The sequence below is a fragment of the Rhodococcus sp. AQ5-07 genome (assembly GCF_009707305.1).
In the GTDB taxonomy this organism is placed as follows: Bacteria; Actinomycetota; Actinomycetes; order Mycobacteriales; family Mycobacteriaceae; genus Rhodococcus_F; species Rhodococcus_F erythropolis.
In genome coordinates this window covers 977,112-994,123 of record NZ_CP046099.1, presented here as the reverse complement: position 1 = coordinate 994,123, position 17,012 = coordinate 977,112, and the positions used below count along the sequence as shown (strand labels likewise).

Below are 17,012 nucleotides of genomic sequence, written 5' to 3'. Positions count from 1 at the left end.
CACAGTGTCGCGGTAAGCACATGTGTTCGTATATCAGTAGTCACCGACAGACCCGGTTCGATCACTCCACACCCAACTGGAACAGGTCACCCGGCTGATCACCCTGATAGACGAGCACGTCGACGCCCGGATGGTGCGCGATGACGTGCGCCTCGAGCTGCCCGGCCAGGGCGTCCGGCGCGTCGGCGCCCATGAGTAGGGTCACGAGTTCGCCACCGGATCCGAGCGCGAGGTCGACCAGTCGCGCACTCGACTCCGCGACGTCGGGACCGATGAGCACCACCTCGTGCCCCATCAGACCGATCGCGTCACCCGGATCACACGTCCCGACGTACGTCAGCGAACGCTCGACCGCAATTCGCAATGATCCCCAGCGCGTCGCAGCCGCCGCCTCGGACATCGTGAAGCCGTCGTCGGCGACGTTGCGTTGGGCGTCGTGGACGGCAAGTGCGGCCAAGCCCTGAACCATCGACGATGTCGACAGCAGCAGAACCTGGTGAAGCGGATCGCGCGCAGCGGCACTGACTGCGACCAGTTCCTGAGCCGTCAAGGCGCCGTTCGGCAGCACCAGAACTTCGCTTCGCTCCATCTGACGAATGCGGCCGAGCAGTTGCGCACGTGTCACCGGCGCGTCGTCGCACCGAAGAACCGTCGCGCCCTCACTCTCGAACAACGCCGCCGCACTCTCACCGGCAACGACGGCCAGAACGCCGCGGGCACCGGCACCCGGGAATCGCCTCTCCGCCCGTGCCACCAACTGGTCGCGTTCGTCGACGAGAAAACTGCTGATGCGAATACCGTGGACCTTCCCGGCTTCGAGGCCGGCTTCGACGGCTGCACCGGCATCGCAGCAATGCACGTGCACCGACCAGCCACCGAAGCCGTCGCTGACGATGACCGTCGAATCTCCGAGGACGGACAGCCGCGTGCGCAGCGCCGTCATGCGATCGTCGTCCGAGTCGTCGACGAGGTACATGACCTCGAAATCCTGTTCCGAGTGATCACCACATTCGATCGGGCTCTTGTGAGCCCAATCGTGATCGAATGCGCTGACGTCGACAACTGCGCTCGACCTCGGGTCCGGCGTCCCCAGATCCTCGCGAACCTGCGACTTCCCGGTCACCACCTCGACAAAAGCGTCGAGGATCAGAACCAGACCGAATCCCCCGGCATCGACCACCCCGGCCGACGCCAGAACGTCCAGTTGCTCCGGGGTCTTGTTCAGCGCGATCGCAGCCGCATCGGCAGCGGCGGCAACCACGGAAGCAAGGTCCTCGCCGCTCGGCGTCTTGGTGTCGACGCACTCCTGCGCTGCCTCACCCGACGCGCGCAGAACCGTGACGATGGTGCCTTCCACCAGATCGGAGACAGCCCGAGAAGCCAGTCCCGTCGCCGTGGTCAGTGAGTTCGCAAAGCTCCGGCCGTCGATGTGCTCGCCTTGAACGCTCTCCGCGATACCCCGGATCACCTGGGAGAGGATCACTCCGGAATTACCGCGTGCACCGGACACCGCGCCCCGAGCCAGCGCGTTGGCGACGCGGCCGGCACTGCGGACGTCGTCCTCGATCGTCTCGGCGGAATCGAGCGCGGCCCGCATCGTGAACAACAGGTTGGTGCCGGTATCCGAATCAGGGATGGGAAAGACGTTGAGGCTGTTGATCTCACCGCGACGTTTCTGGAGGCTGTCGACCGCCCGGCGGGCCCAGCGCCGCAGCAGATGTCCGTCCGCGACGGATTCCGCTTCTTCGGCGACGCGTTGCACTTCCCCCACTGACGGTTCCCCTCCACGATGGACAGACAGACGATGGAAAGACTGACGATGAAAAAGAGATCGGTGATCGGTGCAGTCGAGGGTAGTCCGACGCTTCTCCGCAACCGTCATTACCGGGCGGTTTGGCCATTCGGGCCGGAAGCGGTTACTCTTACACGGTTGCCTCGAACGGGCTACACGAAATAATGCTGCACTTTGTTTGTTGCTGATTGACTGTTTTCACGTTCGGCTGCACAGTGAGCGGTCAAGGATCGGTTCGAAGTCGAGTATATTCGGATTGTAATTCTGGCTGCCCTACCGTGTAGGGTAACCACTTCAATATTCATTTCTAACAAGGAGTTCGCGACTATGGCTGCCGTCTGCGACGTATGCGCCAAGGGGCCCGGCTTCGGTAAGTCGGTCTCGCACTCGCACCGGCGTACCAATCGTCGCTGGAACCCGAACATTCAGTCTGTTCGTACCGAGGTTGCCCCGGGTAACACCCGTAAGGTCAACGTGTGCACCTCCTGCCTGAAGGCAGGCAAGGTCGCTCGGGGCTGATTGCCCGAGCACAAACTATTGCAGGCTCTGCCCCCGTCACTTCGGTGACGGGGGCAGAGCTGTTTCTAAGTGTCTGTATCTATGTGTCCCCGTGTTTCGTATGGCTGTCCGACACCCGTAATGTGCGTTGAGTGACTTCCATCGATGACCTGAGCAAAGTGACCCTCGACGAGGGCGTACTCCGCATCACCATTTCCACCGCCGCCAACGGCACCTCCCTCGACGACGAAGGACTGGTTCAGGGCGCGCAGGCGCTCGAGACAGTCGGAAACGACATCGGGAGCATCCTTCTGGTCGGCGAAGGCGCAAACTTCTGTGCCGGCGGCAACGTCCGTGCGTTCGCCGCAGCCCCTGACCGCGGCGAGTATGTCGCCGAGGTTGCCCGTGTCTTCCACGTGTTCGTTCGCGCGCTCGACGCCGCGACCGCTCCAGTGGTGGCCGGGGTCCACGGATGGGCTGCCGGCGCCGGAATGAGCCTGGTCTGCCTCGCCGACGTCGCAATCGGCGGCACCGGCACCAAGCTCCGCCCCGCGTACCCCTCCATCGGTTTCACCCCGGACGGCGGAATGTCGTGGACACTCCCCCGCATCGTCGGCGTGGCACGCGCTCGCGAGATTCTTCTCAACGATTCGGTGATCGGTGGCGACGAAGCCGTCCGGCTGGGGATCCTCACCCGACTCGTCGGCGACGACGAGGTCCAGGAAGAGGCAGCTCGCCTCGCACGCGCCTTGGCCAACGGGCCGAGCACGTCGTACTCGGGAATCAAAGCGCTGCTGCGTTCGTCACGGACGAACTCGCTCGCCGAGCAACTCGACGCCGAGGCTGCGTCCATCGCCCTCGCGGCGAACAGCCCGATCGGGCGCGAGGGTGTCGACGCATTCGTCGACAAGCGTCGCCCCGATTTCACTTCCGCAAAGCAGGCCTAGTCAGCTGGCATGCCGAATGTCGTGTCACGACGTTCGGCATGCCGGGTGAGTGCAGGCGCAGTTCGATCAGCCCAGATTCCAGTCGACCGGGTCGGCCCCGAGTCCGGTCAAGAGTTCGTTCGCACGACTGAACGGGCGCGAACCGAAGAAGCCGCGCGAAGCCGAAAGCGGTGACGGGTGCGCTGATTCGATGATCGGTGTGTCGCCCAGCATCGGCGCGAGAGTGGCCGCGTCACGACCCCACAAGATCGCCACCATCGGTGACGACCGCGCGACCAGAGCGCGGATAGCCTGCTCGGTCACCGGCTCCCAGCCCTTCTTACGATGAGAAGCGGCTTGACCCGGCTGCACGGTGAGTACGCGATTGAGAAGCAGCACACCTTGTTTCGACCACGGCGTCAGATCGCCGTTCGGCGGTATCGGCAACCCGAGATCCTGGTGATACTCCTTGTAGATATTACCGAGACTTCGTGGAACCGGCCGCACGTCCGGGGCAACCGAAAAGCTCAACCCGACAGCATGACCGGGCGTCGGATAGGGGTCTTGACCGACGATGAGCACCCGAACGTCGTCGAACGGATTCGTGAATGCACGCAAGACGTTCTCTCCCGCAGGCAGATACTCCCGTCCCGCAGCGATCTCTTCGCGCAAGAACTTACCCATCGCGGAGATCTGCTCCGAGACCGGTTCGAGTGCCCGCGCCCACCCTGGATCGACGATCTCTGCAAGCGGCGCCATCAGTCGAGCCTGCGCAACGCGTCGCGGTAGTACGCCGCATTGGCTGCGTACATCTTGACGTTTCCGTCGAGGTGGCCGAGCGGAACTTCGTATCCCGCACGGACCTTGGCGGGCACACCGAGTGCCATGCTGCGCGGGGGAACTTGCATCTTGTTGGCCACCACCGCACCCGCGGCGACGATCGACCCCGTCCCGATCACCGTTCCGTTGAGAACCACGGATCCCGATGCGATCAGGCACTGGTCCTCGATGGTCGACCCCTCGATGTGCGCGTTGTGGCCCACGACGCAACCGGAACCGATGACGGTCGCATCGATGGCGGTGCAATGGATGACAGTTCCGTCCTGGATGTTGGATCCGATTCCCACCGAAATGGTTCCGTAGTCACCACGCAATACCGCCTGCGGCCAGATCGAGGTGCCCGCCGCGAGAGTCACGGCGCCGATCACCACCGCGTCCGGGTGAACGTATGCGTCCGGATGAATGTCCGGAACTCTGTCTCCAAGTGCATATACAGCCATGAAAGCAACCTATACCGCGGTGGTGCCGGTGGTCGAAAAGCTGTGCCAGCCCCCACCGCTCTCGCGAAGCGAACCGTCGACGCTCACGCCGGAACCGGCCACAACCTCACCGATCACAGTCCAACCCGACGGAATCTCGACCTCAGGCCCGAAAGTTGCTGCAAATCCGTGATCTTCACCACCGGAGAGGATCCAGTCCAGCGGATCGACGTCGAGCGCCTCGGCCGCCGATGCGACATCGAGTGAGGTGGGAACCGCGGCCGAGATGATGTCGAACCGCACGTGCGAGGCCTCTGCGAGATGTCGAAGGTCCGCGATCAATCCGTCGGATACGTCCGTCATGGAATGTGCTGATTCTGCGGCGTCCCATGCCGATTGATACGGCGGATTCGGAACACGATGAGCGGCAAGCAAGTCTGGAAAGCTTTCGGCTTCGTCGAGCAATACGGCTTCGTCGAGCAGTAGAGCCAACCCTGCTGCCGAGCAACCGAACAACCCGGCGACCGCGATCTTGTCACCGATCTTTGCTCCCGAACGCAGAACTGCCGGACGGCCACCGAGATCGCCGAGCACGGTCACCGACACCACGACCACCGGCGACTGGACCAGGTCACCGCCGACCACACCGGCCCCCAGATCGGTTGCCGCGTCCCAGATTCCCGCGGAGATTGCGTCGATCACGTCGACCGGAGTCGAAGGCGGGCATCCCAGAGACACGGTGAATGCCGTCGGCCGCGCTCCCATCGAGACGACATCCGCAGCGTTCTGTGCCACTGCCTTTCGGCCGATGTCGCGTGGCGAAGACCAATCCATTCGGAAATGCCGACCTTCGACCAGCATGTCGGACGAGACAACCACACGGCCGTCTCCGGACGTCACGATCGCGGCATCGTCACCCGGCCCCAATTCGGTGGTGACCGGTTGGATTCGGCCGACCAGAGATCGCGCGATCACGTCGAACTCCCCCACCTGTTCAACAGTGTGCTCTGACCCGAACTCCGATGATGCTGTGAACTCCGATGATGCAGCGAACTCAGATGATGCGATGAGTGTCTCCAATGCCGACGCAATTCGCCCGTAAGCGGCCTGCGGTACCTTCTAGCTGTGGTCGTGAATGCTTCTGCAAGCTCACGCGTGTGTCGGCAATCCTACCGATTCACCGACGTGTCCTCAGAAGTGACGAGACCGCTGATCGACTGGACCAGGACCCGAGCGAAGAACTGAGCATGGCAGAAAACACCTCCACCGCAGACAACGCCGACATCGACCCCGATAGCGACGACGATCCGACCGAGCGCCGCAGTCCGGCGCTGATCGCCACCGCCATCGCGCTCCCGGTAGCCCTGATCGTCGGAGTGGTGATCGCGGCCGTCGTAGCGGGAAACAACCCTGAACTCTCGCCGGTAGCGCTGGGACCCGTACCGGCACCGGCAGCGGAGTCGGAGGCCTGCGTTTCCCTCCTCGGTGCGCTCCCCGACAAGATCGACGACTTCACGAAAGCCGAGTTGGTTGACCCCGCTCCGGCTGGAGCGGCAGCTTGGCAGCGCAGCGAAGGTGAGCCGATCGTGTTGCGCTGCGGGCTCGACCGTCCGACCGAGTTCGACCAGGCTGCAGCACTTCAGGTTGTGAACGGTGTCCAATGGTTCCAGGTCTCGGGAACCGACGTCGGTCTGGCTGCGAGCACTTGGTTTGCCGTAGACCGCGGTGAGTACATCGGTATCACGATCCCCGACGGGACCGGCCCGACGCCGATTCAGGAGATCTCCGACACCATCACGGCGACTCTCGAACAGAAGCCCCTCGACCCGGCGCCGGTCGCGGTTCCCTGATCAGCGAAGTCCGGTACCGCGAGCGATGGCGGTGTCGACCAGTGTCGAAATCAAAGTGCGGTAATCGATTCCGGTGGCGTTCCACATCTTCGGATACATCGAGATGGAAGTGAACCCGGGCATCGTGTTGATCTCGTTGATCACCGGGCCGTCAGCCGTGACGAAGAAATCGACTCGCGAGAGTCCCTGGCAATCGAGTGCCTTGAACGCGCGGACTGCAAGCTCCCTGATCTGGTCGCTCACCGACTCGTCGAGTTTCGCGGGGATGTCGAATTCGCAGACGTCGTCGAGGTACTTGGTGTCGAAGTCGTAGAACGCGTCCGAATCGGTGTCGGAATCCGGCATCCGGATCTCAGCGACCACACTCGCCTTGACGTCACCGTTCGCGAATTCGAGGACGCCGCATTCCACCTCACGGCCGATGATCGCGCCTTCGACGATCACCTTGGGATCGTGCAGGCGCGCATGAGCGATCGCCCCGTCCAGACCGTCCCAATTGCTCACCCGGGTGATGCCGATGGACGAACCACCACGAGCGGGCTTCACGAACACGGGAAGGCCCAACTCCGCCTTCTGCTCTTCGGTCAGCGTTGCGATTCCCGGTCGAAGCACGACCTGCACTCCGACGGGAAGTCCTTCAGCGGCAAGAAGCTTCTTCGTGAACTCTTTGTCCATGCCGGCGGCGCTGGCCAGGACTCCGGGTCCGACATACGGAACCCCGGCAAGTTCGAGCAATCCCTGAATGGTGCCGTCTTCGCCGTAAGCCCCATGCAGAACGGGGAAAACGACGTCGACCGACGCGAGCACAGCACCGGCGTCGGAGCCGTCGAAGGAGATGACCTCGCCCTCGCGGGTGGGGTCCGCGCTGAGGACCACCGACGTTCCGTCTTTGTCGACCGACGGCAACGCGCGCCCGCTGATCGCGAGGGAGCTGGGGTCGCTCGACCCGAGGACCCAGGAACCGTCGACGGTGATGCCGATCGGTACGACGTCGTACCGATCCGGGTCGAGGTTGCTCAGGACGCTTCCGGCGGAAACACAGGACACTGAATGCTCATTGCTCCGGCCACCGAAGATCACGGCCACGCGGGTACGGCTGCTGTTCACGCGTCAAACCGTACCGCCGAATCGACTTCGGCACGCGATCGGGCCGGGCCGGAAATCATCGACGTGGTCCGCTCACGCGTCGAGCGCGCGCTCGATGTCGGCCAGGAGATCGGCGGTGTCCTCGATGCCACAAGCGATTCGGACAAAACCCGCACTGACCGGATCGCCCCAGCGCGCACGGCGATCCGCCGTCGTGTGGATCCCACCGAAGCTGGTGGCGGCCGTGACGAGATTGCTCGCTTCGACGAACGAGTGGAATGCTTGAGCCGAACCCAACTCGACGCTCACCAATCCGCCGAATCGTTTCATCTGACCGGATGCCGTTGTGTAGGACGGGTCACCGCGAAGGCCGGGATAACGAACGGACCGGACCGCTGTGTGTCCAGCCAACATCTCGGCCAGGGCCAGCGCGTTGTCGCACTGACGCCCGAATCGCAGGCCTGCCGTGCCGAGACTCCGGTGCGCAAGCCACGTCTCGAAGGGGCCGAGCACTGTTCCCGAAAGAAGTCGCTCACGCTCGATCCGCTGACTCACCGCCGCATCGGAAGTAGCGACGTAACCCATCAGGAGGTCACTGTGCCCGCTGAGTGCCTTGGTACCGCTGGCCACCACGACGTCGGCACCCAATTCGAGCGGGCGCTGCCCCAGCGGTGTTGCAGTCGTGTTGTCGACGATCAGCAGCGCACCCGCTCGGTGGCACACGTCGGCGAGCACGCGAAGGTCGACCACGTCCAGCACCGGGTTGGACGGCGTCTCGGCGACGACGACCACGCGACCCGGTGACGCGTCGAGCAGTTCCCCGAAACTCGCGTCGCCCATCTGCAGGGTCGAGACTTCGCGAACGGTGATTCCCAACGGAGCCAACCGTTCGTTCGCGTACAACCGCACCTGGTAGTACCCGTCCGAGGGCACGACGACGGTATCCCCGGCGACGAGCACGCTGCGCAAGGTCGCGGTGATCGCAGACATCCCCGACCCCATGACGAGTGCGTGGTCCGCTCCTTCGAGCGCCGCGAGCGCCGATTCGAGTCCGCGCCAACCCGGGTTCGACGCTCGAGCATAGGTATCGGATTCGGAGCCTTCGTCCACCGAAAGTTGGTACGGCGCAGCAAATATCGGACCCAGCTGCATGGGCTGACCCGCAGCGTGTTCGCGCGCAACGGCGCTCACACTGCGCGTCGAATCCCCGTAACCCTCGAAATCACTCACATTAATTTCACTCATTCCGGCTTCGTCCGGCGTCCGAGCAACTGACCGATCGCATCGCTGACGGCCATGCCTTCGTGGCACACCCGATGGACCGCGTCGGTCAACGGCATCTCCACGTCGTAGCCGGCAGCGAGTGCGCGTACCGACGTGCACGACTTCACACCCTCGGCGACCTGACCGTTGGTTGCCTTCTGTGCCGATTCCATCGACCCGCCCCGTCCGAGTCGCTCTCCGAACGTCCGGTTTCGCGACAACTCGGACGTGCAGGTCGCGACCAGGTCACCGACGCCCGCCAAGCCTGCAAGCGTCGACGCCTTGGCGCCGAGCGCGACACCGAGCCGAATCGTCTCGGCGAGACCACGGGTGATGATGCTGGCAACCGTGTTGTCGCCGAATCCACTACCGGCGGCCATGCCGCAGGCCAGCGCGATCACGTTCTTGCACGCGCCACCGATCTCGCAACCGATGACGTCGGAGTTGGTGTACGGCCTGAAATAGCCGGTAGCGCAAGCGTCCTGGAGAGCGAGGGCACGCGAGGAATCCGAGCAGGCGATCACCGTGGCCGCGGGCTGCCCGCTGGCGATCTCGTGTGCAAGATTCGGGCCCGAGAGCACCGCGACGCGCCCCGGTTCCACGCCGGTCACCGACACGATGACCTGGCTCATGCGCATGAGCGTCCCGGTCTCGATTCCCTTGGCCAGACTCAGCAGAGTCGCATCGGGTCCGATCGAGCCTTTCCACTGCTCCAGGTTTCCCCGTAGCGACTGCGAGGGAACCGCCAGCACGATGAAGTCAGCGCCTGCCATTGCCTCCTCGTGGTGGTGGGTCGCGCGAATCGACGAAGGCAAAGCAATGCCTGGCAGATAGTCGCTGTTCTCGTGTGTGGTGTCGATGCGCTTCGCGACCTCTTCACGCCTGGCCCACATCGTCACGTCGGTTCCGGCCTCGGCCATCACCTTGGCCAACGCTGTTCCCCACGAACCTGCGCCCAATACAGCTGCCTTACTCACACGCTCACCCCGTCTACCCGGCGAAGCGGGTCGCCGCCAGAAAAATCGTCTGCACAGAGTATCGCCTGTGGTGCACTGCGGTGGGCAGCCGCGGACACCGAGCGTGATGACTGGCAAGATCGAGGGATGGACAGCGCGGAACCCCCGTACCCACACGTCGTGGAGACACCGCATGCGCGCACGGAGATCGAACGCCCCATGCATGCGATAGTGGCCGTCAAGTCCTTGAGATCGGCCAAGTCCCGGCTCGCGGGCGAACTCGACGCGGACGCGCGTGCAGACCTCGTGTTGGCCATGCTTCACGACACCCTCGCGACCGTTGCCGCCGTCTCTGCCATCGACACCGTCACGGTGGTCACCCCAGACCCGACCGTTGCCGCTCTTGCGTATTCCGTCGGCGTGACGGTCTACGCCGATCCAGCTCCCCACATCTCGCTGACCAACGGCGCCTCACCGCGCGGGGAGGAAACCCTCAACGCAGCGTTGAGTGCAGCGGCCGCCGATATCCGAGCCAAACGCGGAGTGGTCGACCTCGTTGTGCTGCAAGCCGACTTGCCCGCGATGCAACCGAGCGAACTGACGGAGGCCGTGGCCGCCGCCCGAAGCGGTGGACGTTCAGTCGTCGTCGATCACCACGGCACCGGCACTTCCGCATTGTTTGCGTGTGGCGAGAGTGCGCTCGACCCCCGATTCGGTCCGGAATCCGCACGGGGACATGCTAATTCAGGTGCTCGTCCACTCAACGGCCAATGGCCGGGACTGCGCACCGACGTCGACACCCACGCCGATCTCGACACCGTGCGCGCACTGGGAGTAGGCCCCGCGACATTGGCTTCGTTGACCAGACTCAAGGCCACGCCGTCGAACAGTCGATGAATTTTCTTTCATCGATTGTCGGACCGCGCGATTGTGGGGGATGATCGACGAGTGAGCAATGGCGAAGCACTCGAAAACCGTATTTCCGAAGACCAGTCGGACGGAGACCACAGCTCCGGCCGGCACGAGAACGGCGCGGCCACCTCGCCGCGATCTCAGGCCGTCGCGGTCGCCACCAATATCCCGGGCGCTCCCCCTGCAGCTACCAAGGCAGAGCTACCCGAATTGCTCGTCGGACTTCCCGAGGATCGTTACCTAAACCGCGAACTCAGCTGGCTCGATTTCAATGCCCGTGTTCTCGCATTGGCTGCCGACGAGTCACTGCCGTTGCTCGAACGCGCAAAGTTCCTCGCCATCTTCGCTTCCAATCTCGACGAATTTTTCATGGTCCGGGTCGCCGGACTCAAGCGCCGCGACGAGACGGGACTGTCGGTCAGGTCCGCCGACGGCCTCTCCCCACGCGAACAATTGGCGCTCATTGCGCGTCGCACCCAGGAACTCGCCGACAAGCACGCACACGTGTTTCTCGACTCGGTCCGCCCTGCCCTGGCGGCAGAAGGCATTTCAATTGTTAGATGGGCCGACCTCAGCGCCGACGATCACGGCCGGCTATCGGCGCATTTCCACGAGCAGGTCTTCCCGGTACTGACGCCGTTGGCAGTCGATCACGCCCACCCGTTCCCCTACATCAGCGGACTGAGCCTCAACCTCGCCGTAACAGTGAAGGACTCCGTCACCCGCGGCGAACACTTCGCTCGCGTCAAGGTTCCCGACAACGTCGGCCGGTTCGTGCGAGTCAAGAGCACGACGTCTTCGTCCACCATCGATTCGTTCCTCCCGATGGAAGAACTGATTTCGGCTCATCTCGACGTGCTGTTCCCCGGAATGGAAATCGTCGAACATCACGCCTTCCGAATCACACGCAACGCCGATTTCGAGGTCGAAGAGGATCGGGACGAGGATCTGCTGCAGGCACTCGAACGTGAATTGGCGCGTCGTCGTTTCGGTTCGCCCGTTCGCCTCGAAGTTGCCGACGACATGACCGAGCACATGCTCGAACTGCTTCTGCGTGAACTCGACGTCGATCCGGCTGACGTGATCGAGGTTTCCGGACTCCTCGACTTGTCCTGCCTCTGGCAGGTTTACGCCGTCGATCGCCCGGCGCTCAAGGACGCTCCGTTCGTCCCGGCGACGCATCCGGCGTTCGGCGAGCGTGAGACACCGAAGAGTGTGTTCTCGACCCTGCGCGAGGGCGACGTGCTCGTCCACCACCCTTACGACTCGTTTTCCACCAGCGTTCAACGCTTCATCGAACAGGCCGCGGCCGACCCGCAGGTGCTCGCGATCAAGCAGACCCTGTACCGAACTTCGGGCGACTCCCCCATCGTCAACGCACTGATCGACGCCGCCGAGGCCGGCAAGCAAGTTGTTGCCCTCGTCGAGATCAAGGCGCGCTTCGACGAGCAAGCCAACATCAAGTGGGCACGCAAACTCGAGCAGGCCGGCGTTCACGTCGTCTACGGTCTCGTCGGTCTCAAGACTCACTGCAAGACCTGCCTCGTCGTCAGGCGCGAAGGTTCGACAATTCGTCGCTACTGCCACATCGGCACCGGCAACTACAACCCGAAGACCGCGCGCATGTACGAGGACGTCGGATTGCTCACCGCAGCACCGGAGATCGGTGCTGACCTCACCGACCTCTTCAACTCGCTGACCGGATACTCCCGAAAGACGAGCTACCGCAACCTTCTCGTTGCGCCGTACGGGGTTCGCCGCGGGATCATCGAGCGGATCGACAACGAGATCGCTCACAAGCTTGCAGGCCGCGATGCCGGTATCCGCTTGAAAGCCAACGCATTGGTCGACGAGCAGGTCATCGACGCGTTGTACCGCGCGTCCAAGGCCGGTATCCCCGTCGAGATCGTGGTCCGCGGAATCTGCGCGCTCAAGCCGGGTGTTCCGGGCCTCAGCGAAAACATCGAAGTACGTTCCATTCTCGGGCGGTTCCTCGAACACTCGCGAATGTTTCATTTCCGCTCGGCCGACGAATTCTGGATCGGCAGCGCAGACATGATGCACCGCAACCTCGATCGCCGCGTCGAGGTCATGGTGCAGGTCAAGGATCCGAAACTGTCGAAGCAACTGGGTGACATCTTCGATTCCGCGCTCGATCCGCGAACTCGCTGCTGGGTACTGCATCCGGACGGCAGTTGGGTCGCTGCACCCGAACGCGGTGAGGACGTACGTGAGCATCAACAGTCGTTGATGCGCAGCCGCACCGCCAGCGGGTCTTGACGGGCTCGGATCACACCATGAGCGACAAGCCGGTCAAAGCCAACATCTTTGCCGCAGGCGCGGTTCTGTGGCGGAAGGCTCCCCAGGATCCTTCCGCCATCGAGATCGCCGTCGTACATCGACCGAAGTACGACGACTGGTCATTCCCCAAAGGAAAGCTCGATCCAGGCGAGACCTTCTTGACCGCAGCAGTTCGCGAGGTCCGCGAAGAGACCTCGATCACCGGACGTTTCGGAAGGCACCTCGGTGGCGTGACGTACCCGATCCCGGGACATCGCAAACTCAAACGAGTCGAATACTGGTCGGCCGAAGCAGTAGACGGAGATTTCGGGCCGAATAACGAAGTAGATGTTCTCTATTGGCTTCCGGTCGCCGAGGTCGCCGATCATCTTTCCTACCCGATGGATCGAATGATTCTTCGCCGCTTCGTTTCCATTCGGCCTGATACGAAAACGGTATTACTCGTCCGCCACGCAAAGGCTGGAAGCCGTAAGCGGTACAAGGGCGACGACAATTTGCGTCCACTCGACGCCAAGGGCAAAGAGCAATCCGCCGCCTTGGTCGAACAGCTGAAAATCTTCGGAGCCGATTCGGTTTTCGCGGCTGACCGTACGCGCTGCATCGACACCGTAATGCCGTTGGCGGAGGCATTGGGTGTCGAGATTTCGACGGAACCTCTTCTGACCGAAGAAGGTTACGAGGCCGATCCCGACGCCGCTCGGGCACGTGCGCTGCAGATCGCCGCACTGGAGGGCACTCCCGTGATCTGCAGCCAAGGAGGCGTCATCCCCGATTTGATGCGCTGGTGGGCTGATACGGCCGGTGTAACACTGCCCTCTGCACGCAACCGTAAGGCGAGCACTTGGGTGCTCTCGTTCCTCGACGGCCGCCTCGTCGCCGCCGATCACCTCGACAGCCCGCTCCCCAAAGTCGCCAACTCCTGAGGGATTTGGACCAACCGGCCCCAGTTCGATTCGGTAGTTTTGCAAAGCACTGAAACACAGGAGAATTCACACTTCTCCCAGACAGCAAAAAGAGGTGCAGCCGCGGATCAGATCCGCGGCTGCACCTCTTTGTCTTACGGCATCGGGTTTTTCACCCGAACGCGACTACTTTCCGCGCTTGGCCGGAGCCTTCTTGGCCGGAGCCTTCTTGGCTGCGGTCTTGGCCGGAGCCTTCTTGGCCGGAGCCTTCTTGGCCGGAGCCTTGGCTGCGGTCTTGGCCGGAGCCTTCTTGGCGGGAGCCTTGGTGGCAACCGTCTTCTTGGCTGCGGTCTTGGCCGGAGCCTTCTTGGCGGGAGCCTTGGTGGCAACCGTCTTCTTGGCTGCGGTCTTGGCCGGAGCCTTCTTGGCCGGAGCCTTCGCGGCAACCGTCTTCTTGGCTGCGGTCTTGGCCGGAGCCTTCTTTGCCGGAGCCTTCTTGGCTGCGGTCTTCTTGGCAGCAGCCTTCTTGGCTGCAGCCTTGGTGGCCGGTGCTGCTACGCCACGCTTGACTGCCGGGCCGGTGGCCGGAAGCTTCTGTCCACCAGCGATAACAGCCTTGAACTGCGCACCCGGACGGAAAGCCGGAACCGACGTCGGCTTGACCTTGACGGTCTCGCCCGTACGCGGGTTGCGTGCAACACGTGCTGCACGACGACGCTGCTCGAAGACTCCGAAGCCGGTGATGGTCACGCTCTCGCCACGGTGGACGGCGCGGACGATGGTGTCCACGACGTGCTCCACTGCGTCGGTCGCTGTGCGCCTGTCCGAACCCAGCTTTTCAGTCAGAACATCGATGAGCTCTGCCTTGTTCATTGAAATTCCTCCGCTAATTGTGGTCCACCGTCGGACCGACTGAGAACCACGGTAAACCTGATAACGGCAAGAGTCTATGTGCCACGCCAATTCTCATTCAACGTGACTGCGAAATGGTGACCTATTTCTCTTCCCGTGCGGAGTTGCGGATTTCGGTTCAGCCCTGCGAAATTCGGGCTGGAAGGGTAGTCGGTTTCCATGAAGGCCTTGACTTTTCGAACTCGGAAATCGCTTCTACCTGCCGCAATGTCAGTCCGATGTCGTCGAGACCCTCCAGCAGACGCCACCGTGTGTAGTCGTCAATATTGAACGGCACCACCGTAGTTCCGGCGCTCACGGTCCGATTCTCGAGATCTACTGTCAATTCCAGTCCGGGCTGCTCTTCGAGCAACTTCCAGAGCAATTCGACGTCGCTCTGCTCGACCTGTGCCGCTACGAGACCGGCTTTTCCGGCGTTCCCACGGAAGATGTCGGCGAACCGGGAAGCGATGACGACCCGAAATCCGAAGTCGGAGAGAGCCCACACGGCATGCTCACGCGAAGAGCCCGTGCCGAAATCGGGACCGGCTACGAGGACACTTCCCTTGTCGTACGGAGCCAGATTGAGAATGAAGTTGGGGTCGGTGCGCCAGCCTGCAAACAGCCCGTCCTCGAATCCCGTGCGCGTCACCCGTTTCAGGTACACGGCAGGGATGATCTGATCGGTATCGACATTCGAGCGTCGCAGCGGGACGCCGATACCCTTGTGCGTGGTAAAGGATTCCATCGAAATTCTCCTCGAGATGGTAAGTGGGTCAGACCAGATCGGCCGGTGCCGAGAGCGTTCCGCGGACCGCAGTGGCAGCCGCGACGAGCGGGGAAACCAGATGGGTCCGACCGCCTTTACCCTGTCGGCCTTCGAAATTCCGGTTGGACGTCGATGCCGAACGCTCGCCGGGAGCAAGCTGGTCAGGGTTCATTCCCAAGCACATCGAGCAACCGGCCTGGCGCCATTCGGCCCCTGCCGCCGTGAAGATTTCACCGAGACCTTCACTTTCGGCTTGAGCACGCACCCGCATCGAGCCGGGAACGATGAGCATCCGAACACCCTCTGCCACATGGCGACCCTCGAGCACCTCGGCCACCGCGCGCAGATCTTCGATGCGCCCGTTGGTGCACGAACCGACGAAGACGGTGTCGACAGCAACATCCCGAAGCGCCATGCCGGCGTCGAGACCCATGTAGGTGAGCGCCTTCTCGGCAGCCTGACGCTCGCTCTCGTCGACGATCAGTTCCGGATCGGGAACACGGTCACCGAGCGGTGCACCCTGTCCCGGATTGGTTCCCCACGTGACAAAGGGCGTCAATGCGCTTGCGTCGATGTGGACCTCGTTGTCGAATTCGGCGCCCTCGTCGGTCTTGAGCAACTCCCACGCGGCGACGGCTTCGTCCCACTCTGCGCCCGACGGTGCATGCGGACGGCCCTTGATGAACTCGTAAGTGGTCTCGTCCGGTGCGATCATGCCAGCACGGGCTCCGGCCTCGATCGACATGTTGCAGATGGTCATACGAGCTTCCATCGACAGTTTGCGAATGGCCTCGCCGCGGTACTCCAGGACGTAGCCCTGGCCGCCGCCGGTGCCGATCTTGGCGATGACTGCCAGGATCAAGTCCTTGCTCGTGACGCCAGGAGGCAGCTCGCCGTCGACCGTGATCGCCATGGTCTTGAAGGGGCGCAACGACAATGTCTGCGTCGCCATCACGTGCTCGACCTCGCTGGTGCCGATTCCCATTGCGAGCGCACCGAATGCGCCGTGCGTCGACGTATGACTGTCGCCGCACACCACGGTGGTTCCCGGCTGAGTCAGGCCGAGCTGCGGTCCGACCACATGCACGATGCCCTGATCGAGATCGCCCATGCGGTGCAAGCGAACTCCGAACTCCTCGCAATTTCGGCGCAAGGTGTCGACCTGAGTCTTGGACACGGGATCGGCGATCGGCTTGTCGATGTCGATCGTCGGAACGTTGTGGTCCTCGGTGGCGATCGTCAGGTCGGGACGGCGCAACGGGCGTCCGGCCAAGCGAAGTCCGTCGAATGCCTGCGGGCTCGTCACTTCGTGAACGAGGTGGAGATCGATGTAGATGAGGTCGGGATCCTGCCCCTCCCCTTTCACGACAACGTGGTCGTCCCACACCTTCTCGGCGAGAGTGCGTGCTTTCTGTGCCATGTCTTCCACCTCTGTACGTAGCCTCGCGTCGGCGGACTACGGGCTGGCCCGCCGCGCGTGAAGTAGGTCCCCAGCCCTCGCAGCAGATGCAGGCTGCCCCTAGAAAATGCACTAGCCCTTCTGTAAATGCGCTAGTCCACCAGGAAATGCGCTATCATCCCACTATGCGAGAAACTGGTATCGACCT

The 17,012-nt window shown here is 62.9% G+C and carries 16 protein-coding genes; 6 read left to right on the top strand and 10 right to left on the bottom strand.

Features of this window, described 5'->3' with window-relative positions; all coding sequences use genetic code 11:
- Positions 1-61: 61 nt before the first annotated feature.
- Positions 62-1,771, bottom strand: coding sequence for a DAK2 domain-containing protein (locus GJB56_RS04660; RefSeq protein ID WP_020969321.1), 1,710 nt, complete (start codon positions 1,769-1,771; stop codon positions 62-64).
- A 348-nt stretch (positions 1,772-2,119) separates the two neighbouring features.
- Between GJB56_RS04660 and rpmB the strand changes: the two genes are divergently transcribed.
- On the top strand, positions 2,120-2,311 hold the full coding sequence (rpmB, locus tag GJB56_RS04655) for a 50S ribosomal protein L28 (RefSeq protein WP_003942669.1): 192 nt from the start codon (positions 2,120-2,122) through the stop codon (positions 2,309-2,311).
- Between the two features lie 131 nt (positions 2,312-2,442).
- Positions 2,443-3,237: an enoyl-CoA hydratase-related protein gene (locus GJB56_RS04650; RefSeq protein WP_019747947.1), complete on the top strand. Its 795-nt coding sequence runs from the start codon at positions 2,443-2,445 to the stop codon at positions 3,235-3,237.
- Between the two features lie 66 nt (positions 3,238-3,303).
- On the opposite strand, the gene GJB56_RS04645 is transcribed toward GJB56_RS04650, so the two are convergent.
- Genes GJB56_RS04645 through GJB56_RS04635 form a run of 3 tightly spaced genes read right to left on the bottom strand, consistent with a single transcriptional unit; the run spans position 3,304 to position 5,450 of the window.
- The gene (locus GJB56_RS04645) at positions 3,304-3,975 is read right to left on the bottom strand and encodes a uracil-DNA glycosylase (RefSeq protein ID WP_020907272.1); all 672 of its coding nucleotides are present in this window, start codon (positions 3,973-3,975) and stop codon (positions 3,304-3,306) included.
- Positions 3,975-4,496 carry a gamma carbonic anhydrase family protein gene (locus GJB56_RS04640; RefSeq protein ID WP_113682967.1) on the bottom strand — a complete coding sequence of 174 codons (522 nt, stop codon included), beginning with the start codon at positions 4,494-4,496 and terminating at the stop codon, positions 3,975-3,977. The genes GJB56_RS04645 and GJB56_RS04640 overlap by 1 nt, the downstream gene beginning before the upstream one ends.
- Positions 4,497-4,505: 9 nt before the next feature.
- Positions 4,506-5,450: a thiamine-phosphate kinase gene (locus GJB56_RS04635; protein WP_230091131.1), complete on the bottom strand. Its 945-nt coding sequence runs from the start codon at positions 5,448-5,450 to the stop codon at positions 4,506-4,508.
- A 182-nt stretch (positions 5,451-5,632) separates the two neighbouring features.
- Here GJB56_RS04635 and GJB56_RS04630 point away from each other — a divergent pair, with 182 nt between their 5' ends.
- Positions 5,633-6,325, top strand: a complete 693-nt coding sequence (locus GJB56_RS04630) for a DUF3515 domain-containing protein (RefSeq protein WP_113682968.1) — start codon at positions 5,633-5,635, stop codon at positions 6,323-6,325.
- On the opposite strand, the gene GJB56_RS04625 is transcribed toward GJB56_RS04630, so the two are convergent.
- The 3 genes from GJB56_RS04625 to GJB56_RS04615 all read right to left on the bottom strand — a co-directional run bounded on the left by GJB56_RS04625 (position 6,326) and on the right by GJB56_RS04615 (position 9,651).
- Positions 6,326-7,432, bottom strand: a complete 1,107-nt coding sequence (locus tag GJB56_RS04625) for a D-alanine--D-alanine ligase family protein (protein ID WP_019747943.1) — start codon at positions 7,430-7,432, stop codon at positions 6,326-6,328. It lies immediately after the preceding gene.
- A 72-nt stretch (positions 7,433-7,504) separates the two neighbouring features.
- On the bottom strand, positions 7,505-8,656 hold the full coding sequence (locus tag GJB56_RS04620) for a cystathionine gamma-lyase (protein WP_113682969.1): 1,152 nt from the start codon (positions 8,654-8,656) through the stop codon (positions 7,505-7,507).
- Complete coding sequence (locus tag GJB56_RS04615; RefSeq protein WP_019747941.1) at positions 8,653-9,651, bottom strand: NAD(P)H-dependent glycerol-3-phosphate dehydrogenase; 999 nt, start codon at positions 9,649-9,651, stop codon at positions 8,653-8,655. The genes GJB56_RS04620 and GJB56_RS04615 overlap by 4 nt, the downstream gene beginning before the upstream one ends.
- Positions 9,652-9,777: 126 nt before the next feature.
- Here GJB56_RS04615 and cofC point away from each other — a divergent pair, with 126 nt between their 5' ends.
- From cofC to GJB56_RS04600, 3 genes are all read left to right on the top strand, one after another.
- On the top strand, positions 9,778-10,527 hold the full coding sequence (cofC, locus tag GJB56_RS04610; protein ID WP_113682970.1) for a 2-phospho-L-lactate guanylyltransferase: 750 nt from the start codon (positions 9,778-9,780) through the stop codon (positions 10,525-10,527).
- 180 nt (positions 10,528-10,707) lie between these two features.
- Entirely contained in the window at positions 10,708-12,822 is a 2,115-nt protein-coding gene (locus GJB56_RS04605) for an RNA degradosome polyphosphate kinase (protein WP_235867855.1), read from the top strand.
- 17 nt (positions 12,823-12,839) lie between these two features.
- Positions 12,840-13,766, top strand: a complete 927-nt coding sequence (locus tag GJB56_RS04600; protein ID WP_019747939.1) for a bifunctional NUDIX hydrolase/histidine phosphatase family protein — start codon at positions 12,840-12,842, stop codon at positions 13,764-13,766.
- 165 nt (positions 13,767-13,931) lie between these two features.
- On the opposite strand, the gene GJB56_RS32040 is transcribed toward GJB56_RS04600, so the two are convergent.
- From GJB56_RS32040 to leuC, 3 genes are all read right to left on the bottom strand, one after another.
- Positions 13,932-14,618 carry an HU family DNA-binding protein gene (locus tag GJB56_RS32040; protein ID WP_020907264.1) on the bottom strand — a complete coding sequence of 229 codons (687 nt, stop codon included), beginning with the start codon at positions 14,616-14,618 and terminating at the stop codon, positions 13,932-13,934.
- A gap of 157 nt (positions 14,619-14,775) precedes the next feature.
- Positions 14,776-15,384: a 3-isopropylmalate dehydratase small subunit gene (leuD, locus tag GJB56_RS04590; protein ID WP_019747937.1), complete on the bottom strand. Its 609-nt coding sequence runs from the start codon at positions 15,382-15,384 to the stop codon at positions 14,776-14,778.
- Positions 15,385-15,412: 28 nt separating this feature from the next.
- Positions 15,413-16,834: a 3-isopropylmalate dehydratase large subunit gene (leuC, locus tag GJB56_RS04585; RefSeq protein ID WP_019747936.1), complete on the bottom strand. Its 1,422-nt coding sequence runs from the start codon at positions 16,832-16,834 to the stop codon at positions 15,413-15,415.
- Between the last annotated feature and the right edge of the window lie 178 nt (positions 16,835-17,012).

Coding starts and splice junctions, on each gene's coding strand:
- GJB56_RS04645 (WP_020907272.1), bottom strand. CDS start 3,975: ATGGCGCCGCTTGCAGAGATCGTCGATCCAGGGTGGGCGCGGGCACTC.
- GJB56_RS32040 (WP_020907264.1), bottom strand. CDS start 14,618: ATGAACAAGGCAGAGCTCATCGATGTTCTGACTGAAAAGCTGGGTTCG.
- cofC (WP_113682970.1), top strand. CDS start 9,778: ATGGACAGCGCGGAACCCCCGTACCCACACGTCGTGGAGACACCGCAT.
- GJB56_RS04640 (WP_113682967.1), bottom strand. CDS start 4,496: ATGGCTGTATATGCACTTGGAGACAGAGTTCCGGACATTCATCCGGAC.
- GJB56_RS04620 (WP_113682969.1), bottom strand. CDS start 8,656: ATGAGTGAAATTAATGTGAGTGATTTCGAGGGTTACGGGGATTCGACG.
- GJB56_RS04600 (WP_019747939.1), top strand. CDS start 12,840: ATGAGCGACAAGCCGGTCAAAGCCAACATCTTTGCCGCAGGCGCGGTT.
- leuD (WP_019747937.1), bottom strand. CDS start 15,384: ATGGAATCCTTTACCACGCACAAGGGTATCGGCGTCCCGCTGCGACGC.
- rpmB (WP_003942669.1), top strand. CDS start 2,120: ATGGCTGCCGTCTGCGACGTATGCGCCAAGGGGCCCGGCTTCGGTAAG.